Raw genomic sequence first — 17384 nt, 5'->3', positions numbered from 1 at the left:
GGGGCCGGATCAGGACACGTAGTCGCTGATGGGCACGCAGCTGCAGAACAGGTTGCGGTCGCCGTAGACGTTGTCCACGCGACCCACCGGCGGCCAGTACTTGGCGTGCTGGGTGGTGCTGAGGATGGCTGCGCCCACGTCGCGGGTGTAGGCATGCTTCCACTCGCCCTTGAGCAGGCTCAGGGCCGTGTGTGGCGCGGCTTTGAGCGGGTTGTCGTCCTGTGGCCACTCGCCTTTTTCGATACGGCGGATTTCCTCGCGGATGGCGATCATCGCGCTGATAAAACGCTCCAGCTCGTCCAGCGTTTCGCTTTCGGTGGGCTCGACCATCAAGGTGCCGGCGACCGGGAAGCTCAAGGTTGGGGCATGAAAGCCGTAGTCGATCAGGCGTTTGGCCACGTCTTCGGCGGTGACGCCGCTGGTTTCCTTGAGCGGCCGCAGGTCCAGGATACATTCGTGCGCGACATGGCCGTTGGCGCTGGCGTACAAGGTCGGGTAATGGTCTTTCAGGCGGGCGCTGATGTAGTTGGCGCTCAGGATGGCGACTTCGGTCGCCTGCTGCAGGCCTTCGGGGCCCATCATGCGGCAATACATCCAGCTGATGGGTAGCACCGCGGCATTGCCCAGGGGCGCTGCGGAGATGGCACCGACACCGTTGACCGGCAAGCCAGCCGTGGCATGGCCGGGCAAATAAGGCACGAGGTCGGCCACCACACACACGGGACCGACACCGGGACCGCCGCCGCCGTGGGGGATGCAGAAGGTCTTGTGCAAATTGAGGTGGCTGACATCGCCGCCGAATTCACCGGGGGCGGCCACGCCGACCAGGGCGTTCATGTTGGCGCCGTCGACGTAAACGCGTCCACCATGTGAATGCACCAGTTGGCACAACTCTTTGACCTGGGTCTCAAACACGCCGTGTGTGCTGGGGTAGGTGATCATCACGCAGGCCAGATTGGCGCTGTGTTGTTCACACTTGGCTTGCAGGTCGGCCATGTCCACATTGCCTTGCGCATCGCAGGCCGTGACCACGACGGTCAAACCGGCCATGTGGGCGCTGGCTGGGTTGGTGCCGTGCGCGGACGACGGGATCAAGCAGATATTGCGGTGGCCCTGGCCGTTGGCCTCCAGCCAGGCCTTGATGACCAGCAGGCCGGCGTATTCACCCTGTGAGCCGGCGTTGGGCTGCAGGCTGATGCCGGCGTAACCCGTGGCCTGGCACAACCAGTCGCGCAACTGCTTGTCGAGTTCGGCGTAACCCTGCAACTGTTCAGCGGGAGCAAAGGGGTGGATGTTGGCAAACTCGGGCCAGGTGATGGGAATCATCTCGCTGGTGGCGTTGAGCTTCATGGTGCAACTGCCCAGCGGGATCATGGTGCGGTCCAGCGCCAGGTCCTTGTCGCTGAGCATGCGGATGTAACGCAGCATGCCGGTTTCGGAGTGGTGCGTGTTGAACACCGGGTGGGTGAGGAAGGCGCTGCTGCGGCGCAGGTCTTCGGGGATCAGGGAGGTGATGCCTTTTTCGAAGCTGCTCACCACCGGCAGGGTCTGGCCGGGCTGGGCAAAAAAGGACCAGAGCAGCTCGATGTCCTTGCGGCTGGTGGTTTCGTCCAGCGACACGCCCAGGTGATTATTCAAGCGAAATCGCAGGTTGGCCCCCGATTGGCGGGCGCGATCAGCTATTAAATTAGTAGCGTCTCCGGTCTTGATCGTGACCGAATCAAAGGCGCCGGTGTTGGTGATCTCGTAACCCAGCTCCTTGAGACCCTGGACGAAAATCGCGGTGTAGGCGGCTACACGTTCGGCGATACGTTGAAGGCCTTGCGGGCCGTGGTAGACCGCATACATGCTGGCCATCACCGCAGGCAAGACCTGGGCGGTGCAGATGTTGGAGGTGGCTTTTTCGCGGCGAATATGTTGCTCGCGGGTTTGCAGCGCCAGGCGGTAGGTCGGGTTGCCGTGGCTGTCGACACTGACACCGACCAGGCGGCCGGGCAGTGAGCGTTTGAACTCGTCGCGGCAGGCCAGGTAAGCCGCGTGCGGGCCGCCGTTGCCCATGGGCATGCCAAAACGCTGGGTGGTGCCCAGCACGATGTCGGCGTCCCATTCGCCAGGCGGTGTGAGCAGGGTCAGTGCCAGCAGGTCGGCGGCCACACACAGGGCGGCGCCATCGGCATGGGCATGGCCCGCCAGCGGCCGCAGGTCATGGATGCTGCCGGTGGTGGCCGGGTACTGCGCCAGCACGCCAAAGTAGTTGCCCTCGGCCATCATCATGGGCAGGGTGCTGGAGGCGGTGCTGACCTTGACCTCAATGCCCAGCGGTTTGGCGCGGGTCTGGATCACTTCAATCGTCTGCGGGTGGCAGTCGCCCGCCACCAGGAAGACATTGCTTTTGCTTTTGACGCTGCGTTTGGCCAGGGTCATGGCTTCGGCGGCGGCGGTGGCTTCGTCGAGCATGGACGCGTTGGCAATCGGCATGCCGGTCAGGTCGCAGACCATAGTCTGGAAGTTGACCAGCGCCTCCATGCGGCCCTGCGAAATTTCGGCCTGGTAAGGCGTGTAAGCGGTGTACCAGGCGGGGTTTTCCAGCACGTTGCGCAGAATCACGCCAGGTGTATAGGTGCCGTAATAACCCTGGCCGATAAAGTTTTTGAAGACCTGGTTTTTGGCGGCAATCGCCTTGAGCTGCTTGAGCGCGGCGGCCTCGGTCACCGGCGCCGGAATCGCCATGACGCTTTGGCGCGCGATGGAGCGCGGCACAATCCCGTCGATCAACTCGCGGCGCGAGCTGGAGCCCACCACCTTGAGCATATGGACTTCGTCCTCCGCTTCGATGCCGATGTGGCGGGCGATAAACTCAGCAGGATTTTCAAGCTCGCCCAGCGGCTTGGCGGTTGACATCAACATGGGGATTCTTTCCATTGAATGGGACGGGGGCAATTTTTCGACGGGTCGCCCCTAGAAAAATTAGCCCCCTCGGGGGGCAGCGTAGTACGCGAAGCGACAAGCGTGGGGGCGGATATTTATGCGTCTTTGGCAAACGCAGCGTAAGCCGCTTCGTCCAGCAGCGCGTCCAGCTGCTTGGCATCCGACAGCTTGACCTTGAAGAACCAGCCGGCACCCAGCGGGTCGCTGTTGGCCAGCGAGGGGTCGTCGCGCAAGGCTTCGTTGACTTCGGTGATGTCGCCGCTGATCGGCATGTAGACATCGGCAGCGGCCTTGACCGACTCCACCACGCCGGCAATGGCTTTTTGCGCAAACGTGCTGCCGACGGCAGGCAGGTCTACAAACACCACGTCACCCAATGCGTCTTGCGCATGGACGGTGATGCCGACGGTGGCGATGTCGCCGGTCACGCTGAGCCATTCGTGGTCTTCGGTGTACTTGATCATGGTTTTCTCCATTCATTAATGTTGTTAGATGCGGCTGGAATCAGCCGCGGAAATAGCGGTTGGGAACAAAAGGCATGGCCGCCACTTCCATGGCGACGGCTTTGCCGCGCACGATGGCGTTGACACGTGTGCCCAGCGTGGTGTACGCGGGCGCCACATAAGCCATGGCGATCGGCTGGTCGATTGTCGGCCCCAGCAGGCCGCTGCTGACTTCACCAATGTGCTGGCCGTCGGTATTTTGCAACTCGGTGTGTTCACGCACCGGCACACGTTCCAGCGCGATCAGGCCGACCCGTTTGCGTGTCAGACTCGCGGGGTTTGCCAGTTGCGCCAGTACTTTGTCTGCGCCCGGGAAACCACCGGCGCGTGCACCGCCGCTGCGCCGCACTTTCTGGATCGCCCAGTTCAGGCCGGCTTCCACCGGCGTGGTGCTGGTGTCGAGGTCGTTGCCGTACAGGCACAAGCCGGCTTCCAGGCGCAGTGAGTTGCGCGCGCCCAGACCGGCAGGTTTGACTTCGGGTTGGGCGAGCAGGGCTCTGGCCAGTGTTTCGGCCTGCGCCGCCGGTACCGAGATTTCAAAACCGTCTTCGCCGGTGTAGCCGCTGCGCGTGAGGAAACAGTCGCACCCCGCGATCTTGAAATGACCGCCGGTCATGAAGACGAGTTTTTCAACACCGGGGGCGAGGCGGGCCAGTGCGGTGACGGCCTGCGGGCCCTGCAGTGCCAGCAGCGCCAGGTCGGGCAGGGGGATGACCTCGCAGCGGCTGCCGATCTTGGCCTGGATATGTGCAATGTCGCCGACCTTGCAGGCGCCGTTGACGATGATGAAAATGTCGCCCCCACGGTCGCCCACTGCGTGTGGCTCCCTGCCCCCCAGGGGGGCTCTCGCGTCTTGGGGCGGCCCGGCGACGCTCGGATCGCCGCTGTTCGCGTAGTCGCGGTTGAAAAACATCAGGTCGTCAATGATGCCGCCCTCGTCATTGAGCAAGAGGCCGTAACGCTGCTTGCCGACCGCCAGATCGAGCACATCGACCGGCATCAAGGTCTCCAGCGCGGCGGCCGCGTCCGGTCCGACCAGGCGCAACTGGCCCATGTGCGACACATCAAACAGGCTGGCGGCGGTACGGGTGTGGTGGTGCTCGGCCATCAGGCCGGCCGGGTATTGCACCGGCATGGCGTAAGCGGCGAACGGCACCAGGCGTGCGCCAAGTTCTACATGCAGCGCATGCAGCGGTGTTTTCAGCAGAGTGGAATCGGTAGCGGACATAGGCGTTCTCCGGGGCAAAGCGTTATCCATGAAAAATCATGGGCTGCCCCTGCTGTCCGCTTTACCTGAGAGATTCACCTGGCGATACAGGTTTGCTCCTTCGGTGGGATGCCTTGAAGGCAGCCTCTCTCCAGTAGGGAACGTTGTCCGGAAAATACATGCCAAACAACGGTTGCCAGTCCTTTTGCCTGAGCGTTCAGCACACCATAAAGGGGATGCATGCGCCTTCGGCGGTTTTCATGTGAAAACTCTCTCCTGACCGGGTAAGTGTAGCCCAAGCCTTGGGTGCGTACACCTCTGGACAGGCGCAGGAGGAACGGAATACTGCGACCGTTGGGTCCGTATCATCAAGTAGGGCGCGGGTCCGGCTTAGCCGGCCCGCAGGCGCAGCTGCCCCCTCGGGGGGCAGGGAGCTACACGCAGTGAGCGACCGTGGGGGCGCTATTTGGAATAGACCAGATCGCGCAAGGTCAGCGAGAGTGCCGGGAAGTAGGTGATCACCATGAGACAGCCGAGGATCACGAGCACAAACGGAATCAGGTGGGTGACGATGCGGTCCAGTGAAATACGCGCCACCGTGCAGGCCGCAAACAGGTTCACCCCGAACGGCGGCGTGATCATGCCCAGTGCGAGGTTGACCACCATCACCATGCCGAAATGCACCGGGTCAATACCGAAATGCATGGCCACCGGCGCCAGGATGGGCGCCAGCACAATGATGGCGGCGCTGGTTTCGATGAACATGCCGATGATGAACAGGGCGGCGTTTACCCCGAGCAGGAACAGCGCTGGCGACTGCAGCACTTCTTGCAGCCAGCGGCCTATGGCGTCGGGCACACCGGCGCGGGTGATCAGAAAGGCAAACAGGCCCGCGTTGGCAATGATGAACATGATCACGGCACTGGAAATCACGGATTTGCGCAAGACCTGCACCAGGTTCGGCAGGCTGATCTCGCGGTAAATCACCACGCCGACAACCAGCGCGTAAAACACGGCCACGGCCGCCGCTTCGGTTGGTGTGAAGATGCCGCCGTAAATGCCGCCCAGAATGATGACAGGCATCAACAAGGCCCAGCCGGCCTGCCAGGTGGCTTTGCCAAAACTCAGGCGGCCGTCGCCGTCGTTTTTGCCCCAGCCTTTGAGCTTGCAATACACGTAGACAAAGGCCATCAGGGCCACGCTGATAAAAATGCCCGGGCCAACACCGGCGATGAACAACTCGCCGATCGAGACTTCAGCGCTGACACCGTACAGAATCATGGGAATGGACGGCGGAATGATCACACCCAGTTCGGCGCTGGTCGCCTGCAGGGCGGCGGCGTAGCTGGTCGGGTAGCCGTGTTTGATCAGCGCGGGGATCAGGATGGCACCGACGGCAAAGGTGGTGGCCACCGAGGAGCCCGAGACCGCCGCAAAAATCATACAGGTCAACACGCAGGTCATGGGCAGGCCGCCCTGAACGCCGCCGACGATACTTTTGGCAAACTCCACCAGCCGGCGCGAAATGCCGCCGGTTTCCATCAGGTTGCCGGCCAGGATAAAAAACGGAATGGCGGCCAGCGGGAATTTGTTGATCGCGGAGAACATTTCCTTCACCGAGATCAGCATGTTGGCGTTGCTGGCCTGGATGCCAAAAACGGCCGCCAGGCCGATGGAGACAGCCACGGAAATGGTCAGTGCGAAACACACGATCATGGTGGTCAACATGACAGCGGTCATTGTGCGATTCCCTTGAAAAATACGGCGCCAGATATGGGGCGATTTGCGTTGTTTGTAGCGTGGCTCATGTGGCGGTTTCCAGTTCCTGGCGCTGGGGATCAATCAGGTTGCCGATGATGCCGATGACGCAGAACAGGCCACCGACCGGCATGGCCACATAACCCCAGAACATCGAGATGGACTCCAGCCCGGCCATGGACTGCACACGGCCGCGCAGGGAATAGTCCCAGCCCCACCAGATGATGACGGCGATCAGGGTCAGCGCGGCCAGACAGACCAGCCAGTCCAGCACACGTTTGATCTTGGGCGGGCTCCAGCGGTACAACACATCCACGCTGACCATGGCGCCTTGGCGGAAGGCGGCGGGGATGCCGAGAAACACCATCCAGATCAGGCTCAGACGGATCAGGATTTCGGTCCACTCGGCCGGCTGCTCCAGCACAAACCGCGTGATGATCTGGAACATGCCCAGCGTCGATGCGATCGCCAGCATGACGCACGCACCGACCATGGCCAGACCGGTGCTCCAGCGCTCGAACCTTAAAAAAGCCTGCTTCATGATGTCTCGCCCGATTGAGAATAAAAACGCCCGCCAGTCCAATGACTGCGGGCGCAGATAGCTATCAAAACCGTAGCGTTTATTTGACGCTGCGGATCTTGTCGATGTTGGCCTTGCCAAACTGCTTTTCAAACTCGGCATTGACCGGCGCCAGGGCGGCGACGAACTTGGCTTTGTCCAGGGTGTCGATCACGGTCATGCCTTTGGCGCGCAAGTCGGCCACACCTTTGGCATCGTCCTCGTCAACGCGGGCTCGATTGACCTTGGCGCCTTCTTTGGCGGCATCGAGGAAGGCCTGTTTGTCGGCCGCGCTGAGTTTGTCAAACGAGGCTTTGTTCATCACAAAAATGCAGGGTGAATAAACGTGGCCGGTCAGCGACAGGTGTTTTTGCACCTGGTCAAACTTGGCCGAGATGATGACTGACAACGGGTTTTCCTGGCCATCCACCGTGCCTTGTTGCAAGGCGGTGAACACCTCCGGGAAAGCCATGGGGGTGGTGATGATGCCAAACCCCTTGTAGGCGGCAATATGCACCGGGTTTTCCATGGTACGCATCTTCAAGCCTTTGAGATCGCCGGGCTCTTTCACGTCACGCTTGCTGTTGGTCATGTGGCGAAAACCATTTTCGGCCCAGGCCAGCGCCTTGAAACCCTTGGCGTCGAACTTGGTCAACATCTCCTGGCCGATGGGGCCGTCCAGCACGGCACGTGCATGGGCCTTGTCGCGAAACAGGAATGGCACGTCGAGGATTTTGGTTTCAGGCACAAAGTTGGGGATGGGGCCGGTCGAGCTGAAAGCCAGCTCCTGGGTGCCCAGTTGCACCGCCTCAATCGACTCACGTTCGCCGCCCAGGGCGCCGTTGTAAAAGGTCTGGACCTTGTAGCGGCCGCCGGTGCGTTTTTCCACTTCCTTGGCAAAGGTATCAATCGCCACGCCTTGATGCGAGTTCTGTGCCGTCGAGATACTGATTCTCATGGTGGTCTGCGCCGTGGCGCTGGCCACAAAACCGATGGCGATGGACAGGCCGATGATGAGTTTGCTGAGTTTCATGGAGTCTCCGGGAGGATGAGGAAAACCGGCCGCAGCGTGGACCAGACCGTAAGTGCACTTTGCATTATTACTGTTGCTGGGGCCGGCTGGTGTCGGGGTTTTCGCCTAAGTACTCCGCAATGATGGCGTCGAAATTGGCATCCGGCAGCAGGCCCAACTGACGCGCACGGGCGGCATCGATGTGGGCCGGCCAACTGGTGACGATGTTGGCAATTGCCGCGTCGGGCGTCCAGTCGATCAGGGCCGTGACCGCTGGGCCGGCCACGCGTTCCAGCGCGGCGGCCATCTCGCCTGCGGTGGTTTTCAGCGCCGGCAGGTTGATGGCCGTGCGTGCGCCCCAGTCGGCATCACTGGCTTCGGCCGCGCGAATCAGGCCACGAATGGTGCGGCTGGGAGATGACAGGGCCACGGGTGTTTCCGGTGGCACCGGACATGCAGCACGAATACCTGCCAGCGGCTCGCGGATCATCCCGCTCAAAAAGCTGGAGGCTGCGCCATTGGGTTTGCCGGGCCGCACGCTGACGGTCATCAGGCGCACATTGCGGCCGCGGATAAACCCTTTGCGCGCATAGTCGGCCACCAGTTGTTCGCCAATAAATTTCTGGATGCCGTAGCTGTTTTGCGGCGTCGGCAAGGTGGTGTCGGTGATCACCGCGGGCAGCGGCTGCTCGGGCGAGTTGCCGAACACCGCCAGTGAACTCGCAAAAACCACGGTGGGCGCACGCTTCAGTTGGCGGCAGGCTTGCAGCAGCGCGCGTGTGGCGTCGATGTTGCTGCGCATGCCGAGGTCGAAGTCGGCTTCGCACTCACCGCTGACCGCTGCGGCCAGATGAAAAACCAGGTCCGTGCCGTCGGCGATGACGGGCGACGATGCGAGCAGGGCATTCAAATCCCCTTCCAGGACTTGTACCCGGCTGTCGGCCAGCAGATCGGCTGGCGGCGCTGCGCGATCAACCAGGGTGAGGCGACGGATGGTCTGGGCCGCGCCGCCGGCCAAGGCGAGTGAGTTTTTCTGGAGCAGTGCGCGGGCCAGGCGTACGCCCAGAAATCCGGCGCCGCCGGTGATGACAATGTTCATGCTTTTTAAACTTTCACGATGTAGGAACGGGGGCCGTGGCGTGCGCGGTTGATGCAAAGTCTAGCGTGCCCGGAGTTTCAGCAACTTTTCCCTGGCCGCGGCCAGGTGTTCGCGCAAGGTGTACCAGCGCTCGGAATATTCGGCCGGCAAATCTAGCTGGGTGACCTGTTTTTCGATGTGGTCGAGTTTTGCGAGCAGCCGGCGCAGTGCGATCGGGTTGTTGCTGGCCGTGCTCTCCATCTCGGTTTCAAGAAACTTCAGCTCGCCGTAAAAATTTTGCATCGCGGCACTGATGCGCCAGTCAAACAGGCGCGGAATCCAGGCCAGGACCAAGAAGGTCAACGCCAGCACGGGAAGCAGGGCGTACAGGATCAATTCTGCCCCTTGTGCCAGGCCGTAGGGCAGCAACAGCTCCAGCCAGGGACGGCTGCCCAGGCTGTAGGCACGGGCTTCTGGAGACAGCGGGAAGTCGCTGCCTCTAAAGCTGGGGAATTGCCCGTGGCGCTGCAAAAAGCTGGGAAATTGATGGATTTCAAGCGCGGCATCCAGCAGCGCTCGCTGCAAGGCCGGGTGCATGTCGGGCCGCACCAGAAGATGGGTTTGCAAACCCATCAGGATCAGGTCGCGTGTTGGCACGTCGCCGCGCAGTTCTATCGCACCTTGCGGCAGCAGGATGGACTGCAACCGGGGATCTTGCGCCGCCAGGGCGCCGGCACGTTCCACACCTAACAAATGAACCGTGTTTTTCTGGTGTAGCAACTGGATGGCTTGCGCATTGTCCCCGGCCGCCTCAAAAAGAATATCGATTTTTCCGTCCAACAGCGCATTGGCTGCATCTAGCCCTGAGGCGCTGGAAAATTGCACGTCGGTGTCGCGCAACCCGGCATGGGCCAGCAAGGCCTTGGCCGCGCTGAAGGACGAGGTGTTGCTGGCGCCGGCGGCCACCTTGAGACCCTTGGCTTGTGACAGTGACGTGAGCCCTGGAAGGTTGGTGAAAATCCAGACCGGCTCCTGGCCGACCACCGCCAGGGCCTGCACAGGCACACCGGTGCTGGCGTAGAGGCCATGCGCAAAACCGATGTCGGCCACATCGCCGCGTGTGAGCAAACGCTCCAGCGAGCCTTTTTGCCGGTCGGAATAAACAATCTCGACGGCGAGCCCGAGGCGCTCCAGCTGTTCGGCATAACGCTGGGCCAGTTGGGCGTAGCTGCCTTGCGGCGAGCCCCCGGCGATCACGGCCTTGGCCGGCGGCAACGTTTTCCAGACCGTGGCCGACCACCACACCACGGCCAGGGCCAGCAGCAACACCGGCAGGTAAAACAGCCCCCAGCGCCGGCGGTAGAGCAGCAAAAGTTTCATCGGCCGCGCATCCGGTACAACCTTTGCCGGACAAACTCGATGTGCTGGTGCAAGGTGTAGCAGCGCGCGATCAAATCTTTGGGCGTGGCAAAAGCCAGCAAGGTTTTGTCGATGCTGTTCAGGCGCAGCAGGAACTTGCTCAATTCCAGGCCCGTTGGCTTCGACTGCGACAAATCGTTTTCAATAAACTTCAGCTCGCCATACCAGCGGTTCACGCGGCTTTCGAGCAACCAGCGCAGATAGGCCGGAATCAGGCGCATCAGGCCCAGCGCCAGCAAGGCCAGAGGCAGGCCGATCAGCAGCAATCGCTCTGCCAACTGGGCCCACCAGAAGGGCAGCAGACCTTCCAGCAGCGGCAAGCCGTGGGCCAATGTGGGTCTGGCCTGTTCGGAGATCGGGAAGTCGATGCGCCGCAGTGCGGGAAAGTCGCCAGTCCTGTGGAACAGGCCGTTGCCGGCATGCACTTCAGTGGCCACGGCCACGGCCAGCCGCTGCAGGGCCGGATGCAGGTCTTCGCGCGCCACCAGGCTGGTCAAGGTGGTCAGCAGCGTGTGGTCACGGGGCGGCAGCCGGGTGTCCAAGGTGCCTTGTGCCAGCAGGCGTGACTCCAGGTAGGGATTGCGTTCGGTGATGGCCGAGGTTTTTTTCAGGTTGGCGATGCGGATCCCCGGCACACTGAGCATGTTTTGCAAGGCGGCGGACTCGGGTGCGGCCACCATCAAGGCCGCATCAATCGTGCCTTGTCGCATGGCCTGAACCGCGGCGTTGCCGCTCAGGGCCGACAGTGTCAGGTCGCTGTCGCTCATCCGGGCTTGCTCAAGCAGTTTGAGTGCGACCCGGCGGTGGCCGCTGCCTTCCGGCCCTATCGCCAGGCGCAGGCCTTGCAACTGGCTGAGCGACTCAATCTCCCGGTTCTTGGCGAAAATCCACACCGGTTCGACATCGACATTGGCCAAGGTCTGCACGCGGCTGCGGTCCCGGCCTTCGAAGGATGTGCCCAGGTAGCCAAAGCCGCCCTGGATAAACGCCAGGTCGCTGACGGCATCGGGACGCCGCAGACGCTCCAGGTTTTGCTGCGAGCCGGCGGAGCTTTGTATGTCCAGGGTGACGCCGTGTTGTGCAAACTTTTCGGCGTAACGTTGCGCGTGGAGGTAATAGGCGCCGTCGGTGGCCGCCGTGGTGATGCTTATCCGATCGGGCGGCATGGGCCAGACCTGAACCCACAGGTAGGCGGCTGCCGCAAGCGCCGCCAGAACGACAGGCAAGCGAATCAGCAGCCATTTACGTTGATACAGCTTTGCCATGCGCACAGGGGTTTCCTGTTGAGTCTGGCGACCGTTATAGCGCAAAGCCTGCCTGCACGGCGGGAAAAATCAAGCGATGCAGGGAAAACGCGAACCCGCCGGCAGCACTTGCCGCCGGCGGGTTCGCGATGACTTACATCCCGCTGTAGTTCGGGCCGCCGCCGCCTTCGGGCGTGACCCAGACGATGTTCTGGGTCGGGTCCTTGATGTCGCAGGTCTTGCAATGCACACAGTTCTGGGCGTTGATCTGCAGGCGATCGCTGTTGTCTTCGTTCTTCACAAACTCATAGACGCCGGCCGGACAGTAACGGCTTTCGGGACCCGCGTATTTCGCCAGATTGATGTTGACCGGCACGCTCGCGTCTTTCAGCGTCAGGTGTGCCGGCTGCTGCTCTTCGTGGTTGGTGTTGGAGACGAACACCGAGCTGAGGCGGTCAAAGGTGATCTTGTTGTCGGGCTTGGGATAGACGATGGGCGTGCACTCAGCCGCGGGCTTGAGCATGGCGTGGTCCGGCTGGGTGCGGTGAATGGTCCACGGCGGGCTCTTGATGCCCAACTTGGGCAGCAGCCACTGCTCGATGCCGGTCATGAAGGAGCCCATGTAGACCCCCTTCTTGAACCAGGCCTTGAAGTTGCGCGACTGGTTCAACTCCTGCGCCAGCCAGCTTTTGGCATAAGCCTCGGGGTAGGCGCTGAGTTCGTCGTGCTGGCGGCCAGCGGTCACCGCGGCGTAAGCGGCGTCTGCGGCCAGCATGCCGGTCTTGATGGCGGCGTGGCTGCCCTTGATGCGGCTGGCGTTGAGGTAGCCGGCTTCACAGCCCACCAGGGCGCCGCCGGGGAACACGGTTTTGGGCAGGCTCAGGGCACCACCCGCCGTGATGGCGCGTGCGCCGTAACTGATGCGTTTGCCGCCTTCCAGGTATTTTTTGATGCTGGGGTGGGTTTTCCAGCGCTGCATTTCTTCAAACGGGCTGAGGTAGGGGTTGCTGTAGTCCAGCCCGGTCACAAAACCCAGCGTGACCTTGTTGTCTTCCAGGTGGTACATAAAGCCGCCGCCATAGGTCTGGCTGTCCATGGGCCAGCCGGCGGTGTGTACGACCAGGCCGGGTTTGTGTTTGGTCGGGTCGATTTCCCAGAGTTCTTTCACGCCCAGTGCATAAGCTTGCGGGTCCTTGCCTTCGTCGAGTTTGAACTTGGCAATCAGCTGGCGACCCAGGTGGCCGCGTGCGCCTTCGGCAAACACCGTGTATTTGCCATGCAACTCCATGCCGAGCTGGAAGTTCTCGGTCGGCTCGCCATCTTTGCCAACACCGAGGTTGCCGGTGGCCACACCTTTGACGGAGCCGTCGTCGTTGTAAAGCACTTCGGCCGCGGCAAAGCCGGGGAAAATTTCAACGCCAAGATTCTCGGCCTGCTGCGCCAGCCAGCGAACCACATTGCCCAGGCTGATGACGTAATTGCCTTCGTTGTGAAAGCAGTCGGGCACCAGGAAGTTGGGCGTTTTGGTCGCGCCGGTTTCGCTGAGGAATAACACTTCGTCGCTGGTGACCGGCTGGTTCAGCGGGGCGCCCAGTTCTTTCCAGTTGGGGAGCAGTTCGGTGATGGCGCGTGGGTCCATCACGGCGCCGGACAGGATATGTGCGCCGGGCTCCGAGCCTTTTTCCAGCACCACCACCGAGATCTCCGTGCCTTTTTCAGCGGCCAGTTGTTTCAGGCGAATGGCGCTGGCCAGTCCGCCAGGGCCGCCGCCGACCACGACCACGTCGTATTCCATGGCTTCGCGGGGGCCGAACTGGGCCAGTATCTCTTGGTTGTTCATAGTGGGGCTCGCTGATAATGAATTGCGGAACGATTGCCGGTGTGGCGGCTGATTTTATTCTGCTAATGTACGCAGGAAAAAACGGCCGCCCATTTTTACCAACAGGAGTCTGTTATGGCCTACAGCATGGATTTGGCGGGGCGCGTCGCGCTGGTGACAGGCGCTTCCGGCGGCCTGGGTGCGCAGTTTGCGAAAACACTGAGCCGTGCCGGTGCCGCGGTGGTGCTGGCCAGCCGCAGGCTGGACAGGCTCAAGGACTTGCGCGCGCAGATCGAGGCCGAAGGTGGCCACGCCCATGTGGTTTTGCTGGATGTGACGGACACCCTAAGCATCAAGGCTGCTGTTGCGCATGCCGAAACCGAGGTCGGGCCCATCGACATCCTGGTCAACAACTCGGGTGTCAGCACCACCCAGCGGATTCAGGAAGTGGACGAAGAAGACTACGATTTCATTTTCAACACCAATGTCAAGGGTGTTTTTTTTGTGGCGCAAGAGGTCGGTAAACGCATGCTGGCGCGCGCACGCGGCACAGCGCCCGGCACGTTTGCCGGTGGCCGCATCATCAACATCGCTTCGATGGCCGGCCTGCGGGTGTTGCCGCAAATCGGCGTGTATTGCATGAGCAAGGCCGCCGTGGTGCAGATGACCAAGGCCATGGCGCTGGAGTGGGGCCGGTTTGGCATCAACGTCAACGCGATTTGCCCGGGATATATCGACACCGAAATCAACCACCACCACTGGGACACCGAGCAGGGGCAAAAGCTGGTGCAGATGCTGCCGCGCAAACGTGTGGGCAAACCCGAGGACCTGGACGCTTTGCTGGTGATGTTGGCCAGCGGCCAGAGCCATTTCATCAACGGTGCGGTCATTGCTGCTGATGACGGCTTCGGCGTCTGAAGATATGGCCCTCACGCTTGCCGCTTCGCGCACTTCGCAGCCCTCCACAAGGGCTGTTTCAGCTTGGCGTGTGGCGGTCATGAGGTGCTGACGGGTATTCTGGCCGGCCTGGCGGCGGGGGCCTTGTGGGGCCTGGTGTTTGTGGCGCCGCGCATGGTCACGGGTTATTCGTCGGTGGATTTGACGGCGGGGCGGTATGTCGCCTATGGACTGTTGGCCGCGGCGGTCATGTTGCTGAGCCGGCTGGCCGGTAAACGCCGGTCCCGCCTGCCCACGGCGCGCCAGGCGCTGACGGCCTTGGGCATGAGTGTGCTGGGCTTTAGCGGTTACTACCTGCTGCTGGCGATGGCCATCCGCGACGCGGGCACCGAAGTGCCCAGCCTGGTCATAGGCACCATTCCGGTCTGGATCATGCTGCTGGGCAAACCGCGGCATTTGCGTTGGGGCGCGTTATTGCCGGGTTTGGGGCTGACGCTGGCCGGGCTGCTGCTCATGATGGGCGCCACGCACAGCGGTGCAGCGGATGGCGGCGGGCATTACTGGCGCGGCATGGCACTGGTCACCGTCTCCATGCTGAGCTGGACGGCGTTTGCCATTCTCAACTCGGCCTGGCTCAAGCGCCACCCCGACGTCAACGCCACCGACTGGGCCAATTGGCTGGGGGTGGCCACCGGCCTGGGCGCCCTGGTCATGTGGCTGGCGGCGGGCTCTGACGTCCACACGCTGGTCGCGCAGGATGACAGCGCGGCCTTTGTTCTGCTCTGCATGGCCACGGGTTTTGGCTCGGCCTGGCTGGCCACCATCTTGTGGACCATCGCCAGCCAGCGGCTCAGCGCCAGCTTGTGCGGGCAGCTGATCGTCAGCGAAACCATGTTTGCGCTGCTGTATTCTTTCGCCTGGGACGGCCACTGGCCCACGCCGGCCCAACTGGCCGCCTGTGTGTTGTTCACAGGCGGCATCCTCGCCTCCATCCGGGCTCATCGCTGAAAAATTCAACTCATGAAAATCGACATCCCCGAGAACAAAAAACTGGTTTTTGAAACACGCCTGCCGATTCGTTGGGGCGACATGGACGCCATGGGCCACGTCAACAATGCCAGTTATTTCCGTTATCTGGAGACGGCGCGTATCGACTGGATGTACTCCATCGGCTGCCTGCCCGACCCGAAAGGCCAGGGGCCGGTGATCGTCAATGCGTTTTGCAATTTCTACAAGCAGCTTGAGTACCCGGGCGATGTGTTGCTGAAGATGTATGTCAGCGACCCCGGCCGCACCACGTTTGAAACCTGGGGCACGATGGAACGTGGCGACCAGCCCGGTGTGATTTACGCCGCTGGTGGCGGCACCACCATCTGGGTGGACTTTCCGACCCAGAAAGCCGCCACCTTGCCGGACTGGATGCGCGACATCGTCAGTTGAGCATGAAATAGGCCTTCAGCCCTTTTGCGGCGGGCGCAAGCAGCTATTAAATCAGGAGCGACTGCTGGCCGCTCCTTGACGCAGAGCCTGGCTTACTTCTGCTTGGGCACACGGCCCATCAGGTAAAACTCCGGATTGGGCAACATGTTGGAGAAGCTGGCAATGCGATTCGACAGGCCGAAAAAAGCCGTGATCGCGGCGATGTCCCAGATGTCTTCGTCGTTGAAACCGTGGGCATGCAAGGCCGCAAAATCGGCGTCCTCGACCTCGTCCGATTTCTGGCACACCTTCATCGCAAAGTCCAGCATGGCGCGCTGGCGCGGCGTGATGTCGGCTTTGCGGTAGTTCACCGCCACCTGGTCGGCCACCAGTGGTTTTTTTTCATAAATCCGCAAAATCGCGCCGTGTGCCACCACGCAATACAGGCATTTGTTGGCGGCGCTGGTGGTCGTGACAATCATCTCGCGATCGCCTTTGCTCAGGCCGGACTCTTCGCGCAGCATCAAGGCATCGTGATAAGCAAAAAACGCACGCCACTCGGCCGGCCGGCGCGCCAGGGCCAGAAACACATTCGGCACAAAACCGGCTTTTTCCTGCACCTCCAGCAGTTTGGCCTTGATGTCCTCGGGCAGGTCGTTGATGTCGGGGGCTGGGTAACGTGTGCTCATGGTGTTGTCTCCTTCTTTTCGATTGCATGATTATTTCTGGCAATGATAGGGTCAGGCGTGGCCAGGATGACTCAGAGAAACCAAAAAAGGTTTTCCAGTTGATTCCAATGGAACTATACGAAGACCGCTTTAGACGGCGGATTCAACCGGTCGATGCAACAAGTTGGCTGAATCGTTCAGCAGGCGTTTCGTAGTTTAGTGTCATCCTGGGGCGTTCGTTGAGCCGTCGAGCAACCGCATTGAGCTGTGCCTGCGAGTACCCAGAGATGTCGATACCCTTTGGGAAGTATTGCCTCAATAGGCCATTCGTATTCTCATTGCTTCCACGCTGCCATCTGCCGGCACAGGGGCGAGCTTGGACTGTTGTCTCTACATCGTGCGCAAGTTCTACGGCCAAAAAACGGCCAACAAAGTGGCCCGGATGATGGTGGTACCGCCTCACCGAGAAGGGGGGGCAGGCTCAGTTTATTGAACAGCCTATTGCTCCATCCACGCAAGACGCCAGGATCAACCAGATGATGGACTATCTGCGTGAACACCTGAATCAAACACATTCGGTGGACGACCTGGCGCAACGTGCAGCCATGAGTCGCAGAACTTTTACACGTCACTTCAGCAAGGCAACAGGCATGTCATTCATGGAGTGGCTCATCAACGAACGATTGCAACGCACGAGGGAACTGCTGGAAAGTACGACGCTACCAGTGGAGTCCATCGCGGATCTCGTAGGGTTTAAAACGCCAACGTCACTGCGCCAACACTTCAAGAACAGAAACCAAGTCAGCCCTAGCGAATGGCGAAAAACCTTTGGACGTCAAAGTGAATGATCGAAACAAGAACCTTGCTTGTGCC

At 61.2% G+C, this 17384-nt stretch carries 15 protein-coding genes, 1 pseudogene and 2 riboswitches; of the genes and pseudogenes, 4 read left to right on the top strand and 12 right to left on the bottom strand.

Annotation, left to right across the window (positions count from 1 at the left end; genetic code table 11):
* Positions 1-9: 9 nt before the first annotated feature.
* The 10 genes from gcvP to R6254_RS18340 all read right to left on the bottom strand — a co-directional run bounded on the left by gcvP (position 10) and on the right by R6254_RS18340 (position 13548).
* Positions 10-2907 (bottom strand): aminomethyl-transferring glycine dehydrogenase, encoded by a 2898-nt coding sequence (gene gcvP / locus R6254_RS18385; protein ID WP_318408988.1) that lies wholly within the window; start codon positions 2905-2907, stop codon positions 10-12.
* Between the two features lie 116 nt (positions 2908-3023).
* Positions 3024-3392 carry a glycine cleavage system protein GcvH gene (gene gcvH, locus R6254_RS18380; RefSeq protein ID WP_318408987.1) on the bottom strand — a complete coding sequence of 123 codons (369 nt, stop codon included), beginning with the start codon at positions 3390-3392 and terminating at the stop codon, positions 3024-3026.
* 40 nt (positions 3393-3432) lie between these two features.
* Complete coding sequence (gcvT, locus tag R6254_RS18375) at positions 3433-4659, bottom strand: glycine cleavage system aminomethyltransferase GcvT (RefSeq protein WP_318408986.1); 1227 nt, start codon at positions 4657-4659, stop codon at positions 3433-3435.
* A 42-nt stretch (positions 4660-4701) separates the two neighbouring features.
* Positions 4702-4803: riboswitch (glycine riboswitch) on the bottom strand.
* Between the two features lie 22 nt (positions 4804-4825).
* Positions 4826-4927: riboswitch (glycine riboswitch) on the bottom strand.
* A 173-nt stretch (positions 4928-5100) separates the two neighbouring features.
* Positions 5101-6378, bottom strand: coding sequence for a TRAP transporter large permease (locus tag R6254_RS18370; protein ID WP_318408984.1), 1278 nt, complete (start codon positions 6376-6378; stop codon positions 5101-5103).
* Positions 6379-6442: 64 nt separating this feature from the next.
* Positions 6443-6937 carry a TRAP transporter small permease gene (locus tag R6254_RS18365; protein ID WP_318408983.1) on the bottom strand — a complete coding sequence of 165 codons (495 nt, stop codon included), beginning with the start codon at positions 6935-6937 and terminating at the stop codon, positions 6443-6445.
* 79 nt (positions 6938-7016) lie between these two features.
* Positions 7017-7988 (bottom strand): TRAP transporter substrate-binding protein, encoded by a 972-nt coding sequence (locus R6254_RS18360; protein ID WP_318408982.1) that lies wholly within the window; start codon positions 7986-7988, stop codon positions 7017-7019.
* A gap of 67 nt (positions 7989-8055) precedes the next feature.
* A complete protein-coding gene (gene denD / locus R6254_RS18355) occupies positions 8056-9066 on the bottom strand; it encodes a D-erythronate dehydrogenase (protein WP_318408980.1) in 1011 nt (336 codons plus the stop codon).
* A gap of 60 nt (positions 9067-9126) precedes the next feature.
* Entirely contained in the window at positions 9127-10425 is a 1299-nt protein-coding gene (locus tag R6254_RS18350; protein WP_318408979.1) for a TAXI family TRAP transporter solute-binding subunit, read from the bottom strand.
* Positions 10422-11729 (bottom strand): TAXI family TRAP transporter solute-binding subunit, encoded by a 1308-nt coding sequence (locus R6254_RS18345; protein ID WP_318408977.1) that lies wholly within the window; start codon positions 11727-11729, stop codon positions 10422-10424. Before R6254_RS18345 ends, R6254_RS18350 begins: the two co-directional genes overlap by 4 nt.
* A 133-nt stretch (positions 11730-11862) precedes the next feature.
* Positions 11863-13548 (bottom strand): electron transfer flavoprotein-ubiquinone oxidoreductase, encoded by a 1686-nt coding sequence (locus R6254_RS18340; RefSeq protein WP_318408976.1) that lies wholly within the window; start codon positions 13546-13548, stop codon positions 11863-11865.
* Between the two features lie 114 nt (positions 13549-13662).
* Here R6254_RS18340 and R6254_RS18335 point away from each other — a divergent pair, with 114 nt between their 5' ends.
* The 3 genes from R6254_RS18335 (at position 13663) to R6254_RS18325 (ending at position 15864) form a co-directional block, all read left to right on the top strand.
* Positions 13663-14445, top strand: coding sequence for an SDR family oxidoreductase (locus R6254_RS18335; protein WP_318408975.1), 783 nt, complete (start codon positions 13663-13665; stop codon positions 14443-14445).
* A gap of 84 nt (positions 14446-14529) precedes the next feature.
* Positions 14530-15432 carry a DMT family transporter gene (locus tag R6254_RS18330; protein WP_318408974.1) on the top strand — a complete coding sequence of 301 codons (903 nt, stop codon included), beginning with the start codon at positions 14530-14532 and terminating at the stop codon, positions 15430-15432.
* 12 nt (positions 15433-15444) lie between these two features.
* Entirely contained in the window at positions 15445-15864 is a 420-nt protein-coding gene (locus R6254_RS18325) for an acyl-CoA thioesterase (RefSeq protein WP_318408972.1), read from the top strand.
* A gap of 92 nt (positions 15865-15956) precedes the next feature.
* On the opposite strand, the gene R6254_RS18320 is transcribed toward R6254_RS18325, so the two are convergent.
* Both R6254_RS18320 and R6254_RS18315 read right to left on the bottom strand, forming a co-directional pair.
* Entirely contained in the window at positions 15957-16532 is a 576-nt protein-coding gene (locus R6254_RS18320; protein ID WP_318408971.1) for a peroxidase-related enzyme, read from the bottom strand.
* A gap of 142 nt (positions 16533-16674) precedes the next feature.
* Positions 16675-16869: pseudogene (locus R6254_RS18315) on the bottom strand (transposase); the annotation flags it as partial.
* 178 nt (positions 16870-17047) lie between these two features.
* On the opposite strand from R6254_RS18315, the gene R6254_RS18310 reads away from it, so the two are divergent.
* Complete coding sequence (locus R6254_RS18310) at positions 17048-17359, top strand: helix-turn-helix domain-containing protein (protein WP_318408969.1); 312 nt, start codon at positions 17048-17050, stop codon at positions 17357-17359.
* Positions 17360-17384: the final 25 nt, after the last annotated feature.

The organism is Polaromonas potterensis, assembly GCF_033446725.1.
Lineage (GTDB): Bacteria > Pseudomonadota > Gammaproteobacteria > Burkholderiales > Burkholderiaceae_C > Polaromonas.
The sequence above is the reverse complement of the archived record's forward strand: the minus strand, read 5'-3'. Positions and strand labels throughout refer to the sequence as shown.